The organism is Flavobacterium poyangense (assembly GCF_011751075.1).
Classification (GTDB): domain Bacteria; phylum Bacteroidota; class Bacteroidia; order Flavobacteriales; family Flavobacteriaceae; genus Flavobacterium; species Flavobacterium poyangense.
Map to the genome: position 1 here is coordinate 1 of NZ_JAALLN010000030.1, position 17,554 is coordinate 17,554.

The following is a 17,554-nucleotide window of genomic DNA, read 5'->3' on the forward strand; positions in this document are numbered from 1 at the left end:
TTTATTCGCATTCGCAAGCTTTTTTTCAATGTTTTTTCAATCTTTTTTTTGGGGTTTTCTTAATGTGTTGATAGTCGCGTTTTTATGAGGTTTGGGGTTTTGTTGGTTTTAGGGTTTTTCTTGCTTTTAGTGATTTCGCTGAAGCGATTGCTCTTGCGCAGGGTCTTCGGCTACGCTCAGACTGACAATAGTTTTTTTTAATTACTTTATGGCACACCTTATTATATACAACAAACCCGACAGGTTTTAAAAATCTGTCGGGTTGTGGGGGTATATATAGGTTTATTTGATAATTAATTTTTGTGTTGCGGTTTTCCCGTCTTGTTCTACCTTAATAATATAAACTCCCGATGGTAAACCGGAAACATTTAATTCTTTATCTCCAGTTTGTATGCTAAATACCTTTTTTCCGGACATATCAGATATTCTGATATTTTTAGAACTACCTGAACTGGTCTGTATGTGTACTTTTCCGTCTTTTACAGGATTAGGGTAAATAACAAATCCTTCTATTGTATTGTTTTCCACTCCTAAACTACATGTTGTGCTTGATACATTTATAGTTCGAGTTACAGAAGTTTCGTTCTGCAATGCATCTTTAGCTGTATATTTACGAATATATCGCCCTGGTGTATTTACATCAACAGAACCCGAAACTATAACTCCTGCTGTAATATCAACACCTAAATTATCTTTTGCACTATAACCTGCATCGGTAAAAACACATCCTTTATCAATAGAAACTACCGCATCTCCTAAAAGCGTTATTGTTGGCGCGGCTCTTTCTATTATTATCGTCCAATTTACAATATCTCCATTTTGGGCCAATACATTATAAGTAACAGGTGAAATATAGTTTAATGTAGTAACTCCGCTATCCTGAAAATAGGTTCCAATTCGTAATGTGCTAAAATCAGATACCTGAAAAACCGGAACTAATGTCGTCAAATCAGCATTATTATTAACCAAAACTTTTACTGTTTTAGAAACCTGATCTATGACACTTACTCCTACCTGATTTGCTACAGCATATGCAAGAAGATTGGCTTCTGAATTTTTCGCATTTAATGTAACCGAATAATTGGTCTGAGAAAGTTTATTCTCTGAAACAACCGTAACCAAAAAACTGTTTGAATAATCGGATACAATTGTTTTAGAGTTTAATTGTTTAACTCCGTCTATATAAAGTTCTGCTCCCGGAGAAACAACAAAATCAGCCTTTAAATTTGTAATATCAGTTCCAAATGTTACCGTTTTAGTAACATTGTTTCCTTCTACATCTGTATTAATATCTGATAGCAGAACAGGATTTGATGCAGTTGTAAAATTATATGAGATTAATTTACTTTCTGTCCTTAAACCTGCCATCACCTTAACAGTATAGGTTTCTGAAATTCCTGTATTAAAACCAACTCCTTCTACCGTAAGAGTAAGTGGATTTGTATAGTCATTTGCTGTAACTCCATTTACTTGTGTTATTCCGTTTATTTTCGCGATACTATTCATTCCTAATGGCCAATTCGCAACTGCGGCAGTTATATCGGCTCCATTATTCAATAATACCGTATATGTTTTGGTTGCTGCATCATAAGAGGATGAAAGCTGATTTACAAAATCTACCTTTTGTAACAGCGTTGGAATGTTCCAAAATTTCCCTTCTCCTAAACCATTTGAATCAGCATTTGTCACTACAGCCGTATTGTCATTAGCAGAAGAATCATGAACAAACTGTTTGTCTCCTTCTGAAAAAGAGTAATACCCTGCTAATCCGGCCTCATTACCTATATATTTTGTCATTGTATTGTTGGCAATTGTTGCCTGATCACGAACACCTGACCAAATACGAACTTCATCTATATTACCATTTAAACCACGTGTTAAAGTAGCATTATTACCAATATAAGCAGGCAATGTAGCATTTGTAGTTGCCGCTCCGGCAGTACCGGTGCTCGTGAAAGGAACCGAAACTCCGTCAATGTAAACTGTGTAAACATTAGAAGCACTCACCGTATAAGCAATATGCTGCCAAATATTTTGTTTAATCGAATTTGCTGCTGTATTTATTACATAGGATCCGGACGTAGTTGTAATAGACACCACCAAGCTATTTTCTTTGTAAAGCGTTAGATTATTACTATTATGAATAAAAACCAAGGCTCTGCTCTTGTCTAAAATTCTACCAAAAGTTGATGGTTTCTTCTGATTAACCCACGCTTCGAAGGTGTAATTATTAGTAAGATCTAAGGCTGGGGTAATATCAGTTTTAATGAAATCATCAACTCCATCAAAAGTACCTACTACATTTGAGGCATAATTTGCTGCATGTGTAAGCAAAATTGATTTCGAATCGTTTGTGATGTCTGTATCACCGGCCAATTTAGTGTATACTTCAATAGTGTAATCTGCAGGCGTACCTAAGTCAGCCTTAGTAGTAAATGTAAAAGTAGCTGTTCCCGCGGGAGCAATAGATGTTGTGACATTCTGAACTACTTCATTTCCGCCATTAACTTTGTAAGCAATCGGGAAATTACTAATTGCCGCAGTAGAGAAATTACGTATCACAGCAGTTATCGTAACAGGCTTATTACCTGATTTTACGGGTGCTGTAATCCTTTCTACACTGGCATCTGCAGCAGTAAACGGTAATACATTAACTGTATATTCTTCTACCTCAAAATCTCCTCTTGAACTTGTTAAACCGTCAATAGTTGGTCCGAGATTCACATTAAAATACTCATTCGGAGAACGGAACATATGTATAACACGCATTAACTTTTCACCGCCTGTTGTTCCCGCAGGAATTGTTAAACCTCCCGCTAATGAAAAATTATTTCTAAAATAATGCGTATTAGCTGTAGATGGAATTGCCGGCGCGGCAGATGTAGGTGTTGTATTCACCCAAAAATTACCTGCATAAAATTCATCAGTCAGATTACCATCACCATTCAAATCAATGACCATCATAGTGAATACACCAACGGCTGTAGCCGACAGATCTCTTGTAATTGGTGTTTCTGTTTTTGTAATTGAAACTTCCGGCTGGTAAGTAAATCCGGGATATACCGGAATTTTTATATTCTTAAAATCAGAATATGCGGTCGTTCCTGACACATTTACAACATCATTCCATTTCAACTTCGAAATTGCATATCCATTGGTATTGTCATGAACAGGCAGTTCATTTTTATTGTAAACCGTTTTTTCTTTTACATCATTAGCAGCATTATCGTCTGTTATATCGACACCACTTTTTATTAGGTAAGTGGCTCCAACATTAGATAAATCTGCTTTGGTGGCAAAAGTAAAACTTACGGTAGCATAAGCTCCTATAGTTGGTACTACATCTGTAACTTTTGCGCCACCGTTTACCTGATAGTATACCGGATGATTTGTTAAAGCTGTTGGGCCTAAATTAGTGACTCTAATTGTCACATCATTAGTACTTGTCTTTTTTCCTAATATTTCCGGCGTAACTATAGAAGCTACACTGGCATCATTTACGTTTGGTTTTGCTACACAACTAATGTCTGCAATCCAACCCGGTCCGTTTGTATTGGAATCTGAAGTAAATCTAAAGGTTAACTCTCCGCCAGCGGCCGTAGATGTTAATGATGAAGGCAAAGTACTTCCTGTAAAAGTCCCAATTAATGAAGCAGCAGCAACAGAAGGGCCATTATAGACATACAAATAATCGTATTCTTCTTCAACATCAAAAGCACTAAAGTCTACTTTAATACTGTTACCGGCTGTGGCAGGTTTAAAAGTTATGGTTTGTGAAAGGTTATTACCATAATTCACAAAACGTGTTGCATTATCCGTAAATACTGCCGAACATGTCGTCACAGAAGCGGCTGATCCCATTAAAATATCTGTTCCGCTATTGTAAATCGTTTTGGTAATGGTATTGTTTTCAATAACCGCATCACCCGCATAATTTACATTACCAACTACTTTATAAACACCCGGAACAGCATAATCTGCTTTCTGAACAAAATTATAAATCACACTGCTTAGTGGTGCAATAGGTCCCGGAATAATTTCACTAACTTCAGCTCCTTCATTAATTTTATACGAAACCGGAACATTGCTTACAGCAACAGGAGAATTATTAGAAACTTTCATCGTCACAGTCTCCGCATTAGTTAGTGCTGTGTTAGTTGTTAATGAAGTCAGCTCCAAATCAGTAGTTGTTGCTTCAAAAAGATTTACATTATCCACAAAAACAGAACTATATACGAGGTCATTACCTACTACAATGGCATCATTATCTATAACAGCTTCAAGAGCAACACTAAAGTTTGTTCCCGCATAAGCTGACAGATCATATGTTACTTCTGTATTTCCTGATAAAGTAGCCCCTCCGTAAACATCAATATTTTCATGACTGTTTACAGGAGTTCCATTAACCAAAACTCTAAAAAAGTTTTTATTCGCTGCGCCAACACTGGTCCAGATTAAATTAAACTTCATACGAATAACTTTTCCTGTAAGCGCTGTAGCATCTACATCACAAAAAGACACTCTTTTTATATAGTTTGGATTATTTGCAAAAGCATTAGCAGTAGTACTTGCTACCCATGGTGCTGAAGATGCAGTCCCGGAACCTGCCATTTTTACACCGTCTAATAGCTTAGCATTTACATATTCGTATTTTATAATCCCGGTAGTTCCTTTAGAAAGCACATAATTAGTCGCTCTTCTTTCGTTGAAATCTTCTAAAAATGGCAAACTAGCTGCTGTTAAAACCGGCTGAGAAACCGGATCTACATTTATCGCTCTAACCCTTTCAGAAGTAATTCCTGTAGCAATATCAATCGTGCGAACAGAAAACCAGTTGTCTTCACTGACCGTAAGATTATTAAAAGTATAAGTTGGATCTGTAACGGTCGCTACCACATCAAACTTATATCCGTTCATTTTTAAGACTTCGTATTTTGCTCCCGGAATTGGATCCCAATCCATTTTATACGAAGAAGTACCACAGACAGCCGGGGCAATTACTACATTTTTTGGCTCTGCAATAATGTTAAATACCTCCTTTGAAGTAGCTACTTTTGTGCCTATACTAATTCTTATTTTGGCATTTGTAGCTACTCCTGCAGGTACTTTCCATGCAAAGTTTCTTGCGGCAGCAGGAATATCTTTTGCTATTACTGCATAATTTATTCCGCCATCAACCGAGTATTCTATAGTGAACGTTTTTGCTTCTCCTTCATAGTCCCAACGAATATATTCTGTCGTTTCCGGATTGAACTTCTCTCTACCAATTGGATAAGTTAAACTTAGCTCCGGAGCCACATAATCGTATACTACCGAAAATTCCTGACTGTCAAGAGGAACTCTGGTTCCTGTGACAATAATTTTATAGGTTCCCGCAGCAGGATTGTCTAAAGTTACTTGTTCGATATTATTCATTGTATCTACTCCTCTTGTTGCATTTGCATTTGGAGTCGTCGGATTTAAAACCCAAGGCAATATGGTAGTACCGTCTTTTACAATTTTAATATCCAGATCATTTACCTGAACAGAAGTCGAACCGGGTGTTCCCGCTACATCTGAGTAAGCGAGCATTACTTTTAAAGAAACCAATCCGGCTGGCACCACAATTTGTTTTTCATAAACTCCTCCACCTGCTACAGCAGCAGTGTAAAACATTCTTTTATCTAAAACATTAATTGCTCTGACCCCATTTAGATTTCCAAACCCATATTTATAATCAGGGCCCGGATTACCGGCATCTTTAGCCGTATTTGCAACCAAAGCTTTCATTAAAGAAGCCAATGGTTTTACTCCATAAATATTTTTATATCTTTCGTAAAGCAAAGCCAATGTACCACTGGTTCCAGGCGTAGCCATAGAAGTTCCGCTCATGGACTGATAGGAGTTACTATAATCTAACGAATATACATCTGAACCAACTGCGGCAATTTGCGGCACCAAACGACCATCGATCGTTGGTCCAAAACTACTATAGCTACTGATCAAATCATCCGGATTGTTTGCAGCGACATGCAAGGAATTTTTTGAGTTTTTAGTAGAAGTATTAAAACCACCCGGATATACCGACTGTGCATTTCCATTAGAATACACATTTAAAAGATACGGAAAAGTAACCGTAACATTGTCATCGCCACGATCAGCGTTATCGTATCTTCTCACATTATATCCCGAAGTAAGATTAGATCCATAAGAATTGGATGTAATTTCAATTCCATCTTCGGTTACCGCTTTTACCCTCTCTTGCTGAACACTCAAGCCATTTGATTGTGTATTGAAATTCCAACCAAACATTTGTACCTCAGGAGCCATACCTCTGGCTCTCGGGTCTATTAAACCGGCGCCGCCAACAGTACCGGAAACGTGAGCTCCGTGAGACGAATTCGATTCGTATTCTCTCACCGTAACTCTGCCGGTATGATCTTTATGTTTCTCGAGATTTCCATCCCAGATCCCCATTTTAACTCCTTTTCCTGTCAGTCCGTAGCCTAAGCCCGGTATAGTAGAACCCAAAATATTTACTTTATGCGAAGTCACACCCGGTTTGTTATCCCCTTCAACAGGAGCAGCCACAAGTTCAATATTCTGAACCCAGTTTAATTTTGCAATTTCCTCGAGTTTGTCTTTTGAAGCTTCCAAATAAACTTCATTAAAAGATTCATCTATCTTACTGCTTTTCACAAATAAACCAGTTAGATTTTGTGAAATGACTTTGCTATCAACTCCTTTAAAATAACTTACTACAACCTTAATACTTGTACTGCCTTCTAAAGCATAGTCAGGAATAGCGCCATTGACAATCATTGGATCTATTTTATATTTTGGATCTATAGTAACTACAGTTCTAATAGTACTGGAAATAGCTCCTTTATTATAATGGTCCCAATTAACCGCAGCGTAATAAGCGTTATTAGACAAATAACTAAGCAATGTTACTCCCTGTTCTTTTAGCTTTTGTTGCTCTTTTACCGATGGCATTTTGGTAAATTGCAGCAAAGTATACTCTGTTTTTGGACTTTGTTTGCTTGTACTCTTTTTAAATTCTCTAACCTGTTCTTTAAAATTGGCAGAGGTGGGTATTCTGTTTCCGTTTATTAAAACAGAAAAATCATTGGGAGGCTCTTGTTGCGACCACATCGAAATCGCAAAAAACAGCATAATAAGGCTAAGTAGTTTTTTTGCCATAGGAGAATTTTTTGGTTAATTAATAGTTAATAAAAAGTAAACCTAACAAAATATACCCAAAACACAAATAATTATGATACGAAATTTCTTAAATATTATATAAAAAAGTAATACAAAACTTAAATAATAAACAGAACACCAATATTAATCGGAGCTCCCAATAGAAATACCTCCCCGGTTGTTAAAATCACATTCTTTCAAATTCTTCAAAAAAAACATACTTATGTTATACTTTAATACCAATAGTTAAATCAAAAAAAAAGACTTACCGGATTACAATCCGATAAGTCTTTTTAGAAAATTATGTCTTTATTTATTTTGACGCCTTTAGCTCTTTTGCTTTTTCCTGCCAATGATTACTCAGATCATCATAATCAACCGGCTGTGCGGGCTTTTGGTTGATTAATCTGCCCGATTCAAATGCTCTGACAAGTATGGTTTCGATCAGATAATCCTCATTTACTTCATAGGGTTTGTACTCTTTCTTCAAACTGATATCAAATAAATTAGCTGTTGTGTTGGACACGAAGGCTTTGAAACCACTTTTTAAGGTCTTAATGAGATCATATGTTGTGATTCCGGTTTGGCGGTGTACCAGTTTTACAAGTATTTGTCCTTGTTTTCTGGAAAGTTTTTTAAGTCTGTCTTCAAATTCATTATTAAGGTAATCCTCAACGATTTTGAAGTATTTCTTTTTTTCGCGATTTGTTTTTAAACGTGCCATTCCCTGATTCAAAGCAGTGAGCCTGTCAGCCGTTATTTTGGCATAGGGATATGTTTTGTAAACTCTGTTTTGCAGAATAAGAAATTGTTTCTGAGCTTCGGGGTCGAGCTTCTCTTTAGAAATTATAATCTCCGGTAATTGGATTGTATCGTTTAAGATAGAGTCCTGTTCGGTCAATATGTAACCCATTTCCTGGTTTTCTTTAGGGGTAACCTGGGCCTGACTTTTAAACGTAATCAGTATAAAAAATAAAATGCAGTAGGTAAATCTCATGGAGTCATAATTTAAATGTAAAATTATATATTTATATACAACTCTAATACCAAATTTATAAATTAGCGCAAAAATATTTTTATGAGCACAAAATCTATCTTAAAAGATACCTCTATAGCTTTTCTTGAAAGCTACCTTAATAATGCCTCTCCTACCGGTTACGAAAGCGAAGGCCAAAAACTTTGGATGGATTATCTAAAACCTTATGTAGACACCTTTATTACGGATACTTATGGTACAGCGGTTGGTGTTATCAATCCGGATGCTCCTTTTAAAGTAGTTATTGAAGGACATGCTGACGAAATCTCCTGGTATGTAAACTATATTACAGATGACGGATTACTCTATGTGATAAGAAATGGTGGTTCAGATCATCTGATCGCTCCTTCAAAAAGAGTTCACATTCACACTAAAAAAGGAATTGTAAAAGGTGTTTTCGGATGGCCGGCTATTCATACCCGATTACGTGACAAGGAAGAAACTCCAAAAATCAGTAATATTTTTATTGATTTAGGCTGCGAAACCAAAGAACAGGTTGAAGCAATGGGAGTTCATGTAGGTTGTGTAATTACGTACCCGGATGAATTTATGATTCTAAACGAAAACAAATTTGTTTGTCGTGCCATAGACAACAGAATGGGTGGTTTTATGATTGCCGAAGTAGCTCGTTTGCTTCATGAGAACAAAAAAACACTTCCTTTTGGATTGTACATTGTAAATTCAGTTCAGGAAGAAATTGGTCTTCGTGGTGCTGAAATGATTACACAAACGATTAAACCAAATGTAGCCATCGTTACAGATGTTTGCCACGACACTACCACTCCTATGATCGACAAAAAAGTTGAAGGAGATCTAAAAATGGGGAAAGGTCCTGTTATTGCTTATGCGCCTGCCGTACAAAACAAGTTACGTGAGTTAATCGTAGATACCGCTGAGGAAAACAAAATTCCATTTCAGCGTCATGCCTCTTCAAGAGCGACGGGAACAGATACCGATGCTTTTGCGTACAGTAATGGTGGTGTAGCATCAGCTTTGATTTCACTACCTTTGCGTTATATGCATACCACTGTAGAAATGGTACACAGAGAAGATGTTGAAAATGTGATTCAGTTGATCTATGAATCTTTATTGAAAATTGAAAACAACGAAACATTTTCTTATTTCAAATAAAAAATAAAACATTGGTTCAGTTATCCGATGCCAACATGGAATAACCGAGTTAACTATAAACCTATTGGGTGTAGTTCTTAAAAAGAATCGCCCCCAATAGGTTAACTATTCTGAAAAAACATGAAAATTTTACTACTCGAAGATGATTTTACTTTATCTAAAGAAATCTCAACATTCTTTACGTCCAAAGAATTCGAGTGTTTTCCTTATTATGACGGTACTTTATTAGTAAAGAAGTACCTTCCCAATGTTTATGATTTAATAATTCTGGATATTAATGTTCCCGGAACAACCGGAATTGACGTTTGTAAAGCCATTCGCGAAGTCGACAAAAAAACGCCAATAATTATGCTCACTGCTTTTAGTGAAATTGAAGACAAACTGGCTTCTTTTGATAATGGCGCAGATGACTACTTAGTAAAACCTTTTCACTTTGAAGAATTATACGCCCGTATATCTTCTCTTTTAAGACGAAAAGACATTCCGCAGCAAACGGAAAAAAAGATTCTCATTAAAGATTTAGAAATTCACGAGGACGAAATGAAAGTATTTCGCTCAGGCGAAGAAATAAAACTAACTCCAAAAGAATTTAAGCTCATCCTAATTTTGGCTCATGCCAGAGGCAAAATACTGTCTAAACAATTTATTGCCGAAAAACTTTGGGACTATCACATCGAAACCAATCAGAATACTATAGAAGTTTATATTAATTTTTTGAGGAAAAAAATTGATAAGGACCATGAAATAAAACTCATTCGTACCAAAATTGGTTACGGATACTATTTAAGTGATCAGGAATGACATTAAAAAATCGAATATCACTCTTAGTCAGTTTGCTGTTTACAATCCTTTTTGGGTTAGCTTCGACTGTGATATTCATTTTATATTCGAATTACAGAAAAGAAGAATTTCGGGATCGATTAGAAATTAAGGCTCTGTCTAACATTAAGCTTTTAGTAAATGTTAAACAAATTGACAATCAACTACTTAAAATCATTGATCAGAACTCCATCAATAAATTATACGATGAAAAAACACTGGTTTTTGATTCTAACTACAAACTAATCTACAGCAGTATCGACGATGCCAAAATAAAATGGTCTGTTGATGATCTTAAATATTTAAAAAAGAATAAAACGTTCTTCAAACAACAGGGAGATTACGAAGTGTACGGCGTTTTTTATGATACAAACTATCATGATTTTTATGCATTAATCTCGGCAACTGATAATTATGGAAAAAAGAAATTACTTTTCCTGCGCTATACTTTAATTGCATCTTACCTGTTTTTTACCAGTCTGTGTTGGATTATCACTTCTTTCACCGTAAGAAAACTGATGAATCCTCTGAATTCTTTTCATCAAAAAATAAAGAATATAAACGAGAACAATCTCGATACCCGAATTGAGTCCAAAAGCAATAAAAATGAAATTGATTTGATTGCTAATGAATTTAATTTTATGATGGACAGGATTGAAATCTCCTATCAAAAGCAGAAAGAATTTACTGCTAATGCCTCACATGAGCTCAGAACTCCGCTGTCCAGAATCACTTCGCAGATCGAAAATGCAGTTGCCGATCCTCAAACAAGTGCCCCGAACAAATCTTTTTTAAGAACTATACTGTCCGACGTAAATCAATTGACTGAGTTAATTAACTCCTTATTGATTTTATCAAAAGTAGACAGTAACAGAGGCGAAAATCAGGAAGTACATCGCATGGATGAGATCCTTTTTTCGGCTATTGAAAATCTAAACAAAAGTTTTCCCGATTTTGTAATTCTGTTCGAAATTGAAGAAAATGAAAATCTGGACACTGCTTTAGAGATAAGAGGAAACAAAAACCTACTCGAGATTGCCTTAAGCAATGTGCTGAAAAATGCCTGCGTTTATTCTGATAACAAACAGGCAAAAGTTACAATAAGCGCAAACGATGAGCATCTACTACTCTCTGTTTCTAATACCGGAAGTACTTTAAGCGAAGAAGAGCAGGAAAATCTTTTTCAGCCCTTTATGCGTGGACAAAATTCAAAAGGAACAGTCGGATTTGGTCTCGGATTGCGAATTGTTCAACGAATACTAGCATTGCACAAAGCCAATATAACCTACTCAGTATCAAATATTAACACGAATTTATTTCAGTTAATTTTTCATTTGTAAGTAATTTTAAGCTATTTTTAAGGTAGATTTTAAGGCGTCTTAAAGTCTGTCGATAGCATATTTGTACAAACTAAAAATGATACAATGAAAAAGTTATTTGCACTACTCCTATTCGCAATACTTAGTCAGGCTGCAACGGCTCAAAAAACAGTCACTCTACAGGACTGTGAGGCACAATTTTTAAAAAAGAATCTTTTGTTACTGGCCTCTCAATACAATATTGATGCTTCAAAAGCCCTGACCATCCAAGCCCGAATTTGGGACAATCCCACTCTCTCGGCCGAATTGAATGCTTATAACCCGGAGCGAAATCAGTATTTTGATATTGGAAAAGAAGGACAAAAAGCGTTTGCAATTGAACAACTTATTTATTTAGGCGGAAAAAAACGCAACGAAGTAAAATTAGCCAAAACCAATGAGCAATTGGCAGAACTACAATTTAATGACCTGCTGAGAACGCTAAAACTACAATTGCGAAAAAGCTTTTATACGGTCTATTACAACACCAAAAATCTCGAAACTACAGACAAACAAGTGGTACATCTGGAAGATTTGATTAATTCTTATTCGATACAGGCGCAAAAAGGAAATATTCCTTTAAAAGATGTTGTACGCTTGCAATCCCTCTTTCTGAATTTTAAAAATGAAAGAATGCAAACGGTTAATGATAACATTGAAGAACAAGCCAATCTAAAATTATTATTAAATGAGACTGAAAATGTAATCCCTGTAGTTTCTAAAGGAGAATTTGAAAAATACCTTAAAACAATTGACTTCGATCTTAAGAAATTTGAAACCGATGCTATTGCCAATCGACCCGATTACTTAGCCAAGCAAAAAGAGATTGATGCCAATGAACTAAATGTAAAATGGCAAAAATCACTTGCTATTCCTGACATTACTCTGGGGGCAAACTACGATCAGCGCAGTGGTGCTTTTAACAAAGAAAGCAACCTGACTATTGGGATTCCGCTACCGCTATGGAACAAAAACAAAGGAAATATCAAATACGCCCAAACGATACTCGAACAATCTAAAATTGACAAGCAAAATTTTGAACTGCAATTGCGAACCGAAATCACATCGGCCTGGACAAAGTGGGACGAGTCACGTAAAAATTACAGTGTGATAAAACCGACAGTAAATGCTGATTTTGATGCTGTTTACAATGGAATTCTGGTCAATTTTCAAAAACGAAATATCAGTATTTTAGAATTTACCGATTTTATGGAAAGTTACAATCAAGCAACCATACAGGTAAACGAAATAAAGAAAAAGGTAGCCCTATCCGGGGAAGAACTAAATAGTACAATCAATAAAGACTTATTCTAAAACATAAAAAAATGAAACATAAACTAATTATAGGAATTGCGATTGTAAGTCTATCCATAACCGGCTGTAAAAAGGAAGTAGAAAATCCTGACACTAATACTTCTTTTGTATTAAGTGATGAAATGCTAAAAACAACCACGACGGCACCAGCACAAATACAACCCGTAAAAAACGTGTTGAGTTTTTATGGCAAAATTACTGCCGACAACAACAAAATGATTGACGTTTACCCCCTTGTTGGCGGAAGTGTATTAAAAGTGAATGTTGAACTTGGAGATTATGTCACTAAGGGACAGGTTTTAGCAACCATAAAAAGTACGGATATTGCCGATTTCGAAAAACAATCTATCGATGCCAAAAACGATTTATTGGTTGCCAAAAACGGTCTGAAAGTCGCTCAGGAATTATTTGACGGCAAATTAAACTCGGAAAGTGATGTCTTACAGGCAAAATCAGAAGTAAACAAAGCACAATCACAGGTCAGTAAAATTCAGGAAACCTACAAAATTTATAATATTAAAGCCGGTTCTATTTACGAAGTAACAGCACCAATAAGTGGTTTCATTATTCAAAAAAGCATCAATCAGAATATGCTCTTAAGAAATGATCGTTCCGAGAACATTTTTGACATAGCCGAAATCAGTGAAGTCTGGGCAATGGCCAATATCAACGAAATTGATATCAATAAAGTAAAGCTGGGTACCGCAGCTGCCATAACTACTCTCAGTTATCCCGATAAAGTTTTTGAAGGAAAAGTAGATAAAATCTATAATGTCATCGATCCGCAAACAAAAGCAATGCAGGCACGTGTAAAACTAAACAATCCCGGGTACATGCTAAAACCGGATATGAATGCCAACATCAAATTATCCTTTGATGAAAACGAATCTATGATAGCCATACCAAGTAAAGCTATTGTTTTTGATAAAAGTAAAAACTTTGTAGTGATTTTTAAAGATCGAAACAATATTGAGACCCGAAAAGTTAATGTGTACCGGGTAGTTGGTGATGTAACTTATATTTCAAAGGGGCTAAAAGAAAACGAGAAAGTAATCACCAACAACCAATTGTTCCTGTACAGTGCCTTAAACAATTAGCCAAATGGTAAAATTGAAGATAAAGCACTACCCTTGGCATCAACATTACATTTATATGTACCACTTTGGGAAAGAGCAGTGGCAACCATTAATCCGGAAATATCTGAAGGTCAAGACTTGTCTCAGGCAATCGGACGGGGTGAAAAACATAAACTTCATCATTAAAAATACTTTTTAAAATGAACAAATTCATAAAAAACATTATTGCTTTCTCTTTAAAGAACAAAGCATTTACCTTCTTTTGGGTGGGACTACTGGCCGTTGCGGGATTTATTTCCTTTAAAACCATGCCTATTGATGCTTTTCCTGATGTAACCAATACACAGATCATTATCATCACACAATGGAATGGAAAAAGCGCGGAGGAAGTAGAACGTTTTGTTACTTCCCCTATCGAGATTTCGATGAACTCGGTACAAAAAAAGACCAGTGTTCGCAGTATTACCATGTTTGGTTTATCGGTTATCAAAATTATTTTTGATGATGGTGTCGATGATACTTTCGCACGTTTTCAGGTCAATAATCTGCTTAAAAATGTATCCTTACCCGATGATGTTGAGCCGGATGTTCAGCCTCCTTACGGTCCGACAGGGGAAATTTTCAGATATATTATAAGAAGTAAAAGCAGAGACAGCAGAGAATTGTTAACCTACCAAAACTGGGTAATAGACAAACAACTTCGCTCGCTTCCGGGTGTTGCCGATCTCAATGTGTTTGGTGGACAAACTAAAACTTACGAAGTAGCCGTAGACCCTATAAAATTAGCTAAGTATAACATTACGCCACTACAAGTTTATAATGCAGTTAATGCAGGAAACTTAAATGTGGGTGGTGATGTTATCGAAAAAAACGGACAAGCATTTGTGGTTCGTGGCGTAGGTTTATTAAAATCTATTCCGGACATTGAAAATATTATTGTCGACGATGCGGGCGGAAACCCAATTTTAGTTAAAAATCTGGCAGCTGTTAATGAAAATTCGATGCCAAGAGTTGGACAAACCGGTATCGGTAAAGATGATGATGCTGTTGAAGGAATTATTGTCATGCGTAAAGGCGAAAATCCGCAGGAAACACTTGCGCTCATTAAAGCCAAAATAAAGGATCTCAACGACAATATCCTGCCAAAAGACATTACCTTAGAAACGTTCTATGATCGTGATAATTTGATGAACTTTACCACCGAAACGGTGATGCACAATTTATTTGAAGGAATCATTCTGGTCACTTGTGTCGTGTTTCTTTTCATGGCCGATTGGAGGACTACCTTTACCGTTTCTATCGTTATTCCGCTGTCACTATTATTTGCCTTTTTATGCCTTAAAATGATGGGAATGAGCGCCAACTTACTAAGCCTCGGAGCAGTCGATTTTGGAATTATCATTGACGGTGCCGTAGTAATGGTGGAAGGATTATTTGTTGTGCTGGACCGCAGGGCCCATCAATTAGGAATGACCGCCTTTAATAAAATTGCAAAAGGCAGTCTGATTAAAAGAACCGGAACAGAAATGGGTAAAGCCATCTTCTTTTCTAAACTTATTATTATTACCGCTTTATTACCAATTTTCTCCTTTCAGAAAGTCGAAGGAAAAATGTTCTCTCCCCTAGCCTATACCTTAGGATTTGCTTTAATGGGAGCCTTAATTTTTACGTTGACATTGGTACCGGTATTATCTCATATTCTATTAAATAAAAATGTAAAAGAAAAGCACAATCCGTTTGTAAACTTTTGGGACAGAATTGTAGGCAAAGGTTTTGCCTGGACATTCAAACACAAAGCAAAAACATTAATCGCTTCAATAGCTTTACTGGCAACAGTTTTCTTTTCGGCTACTTTTCTTGGAACAGAATTCTTGCCGCAATTAAACGAAGGTGCTTTATGGGTAACAGCAGAATTACCAATGAGTACTTCTCTTCCCGAAAGTGTAAAAACAGCCTCAATAATCCGAAAAGATCTGGAAAGTTTCCCTGAAGTAAAAAAAGTGCTCTCCCAAACCGGAAGAAGCAACGACGGAACCGATCCAAACGGATTTGGGTTTATCCAGCTTCAGGTTGACCTAAAACCAAAATCAGAATGGACACGAAAAATAACAATGGACGATCTGATCAATCAAATGGACGAAAAACTAAAAATTCATCAGGGAATCACCTATAATTATTCGCAGCCCGTTATTGATAATGTTGCCGAATCTGTTGCAGGATTTAAAGCCTCCAATGCCGTAAAAATATATGGTGATGATCTTAATAAACTGGATGAATTGGCCAATGAAGTGTTAGCTCAAATTAAAAACATTCCCGGTATAAAAGATGCCGGAATTCTTAGAAATGTTGGGCAACCTGAAATTAGTGTCATTCTGGACAGAGAAAAAATGGCTGCTTATGGTGTTACGCTAAGCGATGCACAAGCCGTACTTGAACTTGCTTTTGGAGGAAAAACCGCCACAGAGAAATATGAAGAGGAGAAAAAGTTTGATGTCAGAGTTCGTTTTTCTAAAGAATACAGAAAAGACGAAAAGGATTTGGAAGAAATTAAAGTCCCAACAATTAGTGGCATTAAAATACCTTTAAAAGAAATATCTGAAATCAAAACCATTACAGGTCCGGCTTTCATTTACAGAGACAATACCAAACGTTTTATTGGGGTTAAATTCTCTGTTCGTGATCGCGATCTAGGAAGCACTATTGCCGAAGCACAAAAAAAGGTAGACAAAATGAAACTACCGCCAGGTTATACTACAGGCTGGACCGGAGAATTTGAAAACCAGGTACGTGCCAGTGCCCGTTTGGCGCAAGTTGTACCCATCAGTCTAATCGGGATTTTTGTCTTGTTGTTTATCCTTTTTGGAAATATTAAAGATTCATTACTTGTTTTAGCCAATGTTCCGTTTGCTATAATCGGTGGTATTATTGCTTTGCATCTTACAGGTATGAACTTCGGAATATCAGCAGGGGTTGGTTTTATTGCTTTGCTTGGAATTTGTATTCAGAATGGTGTTATTCTGATATCTGAATTCCATCATAATCTAAAGGCTAAATTTACTCTTGAGGAGTCTATTTTTATGGGGGTAAAAGCAAGAACCAGAGCCGTTGTCATGACAGCACTTATGGCCTCAATAGGTTTAATGCCGGCCGCAATTTCTACGGGAATTGGCTCCGAATCCCAAAAACCATTAGCCATTGTAATTATTGGAGGCTTGATTACCGCCACGATTTTAACCTTATTGGTATTCCCTATTATTTTCTGGGTCTTCAATCGAAAAAAACGCATTCCGATTGAATAAACGGTTGTTTGTCAATAATGACAGAGCTGCTTATTTGTCATTTCGACGCAAGGAGAAATCACACCAGTAACTCGACAACGATTAGCAACAAACTGTAAGGAACTTCTAATGTGATTCCTCATTCTTCGGATTGACAGATGAAACTTATTTTGTTCTTTTTAAACAAACAGAAATCGCATTAGTGATTCGATTAAAGATTGACGTCTTTCTCTGTCGAATTACTAATGCGATTTCTCCTTACGTCGAAATTGTAAAGGTTACTTATTTCGGTAACAAAATTTAATTTTAATAAATTTTGTTACGATGAGAAATAATAGTCAGGATTCCACTTTAGAGCGA

General features: G+C 36.3%; 8 protein-coding genes. 6 read left to right on the top strand and 2 right to left on the bottom strand.

The window, feature by feature from the left end; genetic code table 11:
* Nucleotides 1–282: 282 nt before the first annotated feature.
* Complete coding sequence (locus tag G3A47_RS22320; protein WP_166926451.1) at nucleotides 283–7,182, bottom strand: S8 family serine peptidase; 6,900 nt, start codon at nucleotides 7,180–7,182, stop codon at nucleotides 283–285.
* A 313-nt stretch (nucleotides 7,183–7,495) separates the two neighbouring features.
* Complete coding sequence (locus tag G3A47_RS22325) at nucleotides 7,496–8,179, bottom strand: DUF4294 domain-containing protein (protein ID WP_166926453.1); 684 nt, start codon at nucleotides 8,177–8,179, stop codon at nucleotides 7,496–7,498.
* Nucleotides 8,180–8,260: 81 nt separating this feature from the next.
* Here G3A47_RS22325 and G3A47_RS22330 point away from each other — a divergent pair, with 81 nt between their 5' ends.
* From G3A47_RS22330 to G3A47_RS22355, 6 genes are all read left to right on the top strand, one after another.
* A complete protein-coding gene (locus G3A47_RS22330) occupies nucleotides 8,261–9,349 on the top strand; it encodes a M42 family metallopeptidase (protein ID WP_166926455.1) in 1,089 nt (362 codons plus the stop codon).
* Between the two features lie 120 nt (nucleotides 9,350–9,469).
* Nucleotides 9,470–10,150, top strand: a complete 681-nt coding sequence (locus tag G3A47_RS22335; RefSeq protein WP_166926457.1) for a response regulator transcription factor — start codon at nucleotides 9,470–9,472, stop codon at nucleotides 10,148–10,150.
* Entirely contained in the window at nucleotides 10,147–11,508 is a 1,362-nt protein-coding gene (locus G3A47_RS22340) for a sensor histidine kinase (RefSeq protein WP_166926458.1), read from the top strand. Before G3A47_RS22335 ends, G3A47_RS22340 begins: the two co-directional genes overlap by 4 nt.
* A gap of 84 nt (nucleotides 11,509–11,592) precedes the next feature.
* Nucleotides 11,593–12,840, top strand: coding sequence for a TolC family protein (locus tag G3A47_RS22345; protein WP_166926460.1), 1,248 nt, complete (start codon nucleotides 11,593–11,595; stop codon nucleotides 12,838–12,840).
* A gap of 11 nt (nucleotides 12,841–12,851) precedes the next feature.
* Nucleotides 12,852–13,937, top strand: a complete 1,086-nt coding sequence (locus tag G3A47_RS22350; protein WP_166926461.1) for an efflux RND transporter periplasmic adaptor subunit — start codon at nucleotides 12,852–12,854, stop codon at nucleotides 13,935–13,937.
* A gap of 179 nt (nucleotides 13,938–14,116) precedes the next feature.
* Nucleotides 14,117–17,215: an efflux RND transporter permease subunit gene (locus tag G3A47_RS22355; protein WP_166926462.1), complete on the top strand. Its 3,099-nt coding sequence runs from the start codon at nucleotides 14,117–14,119 to the stop codon at nucleotides 17,213–17,215.
* Nucleotides 17,216–17,554 lie beyond the last annotated feature (339 nt).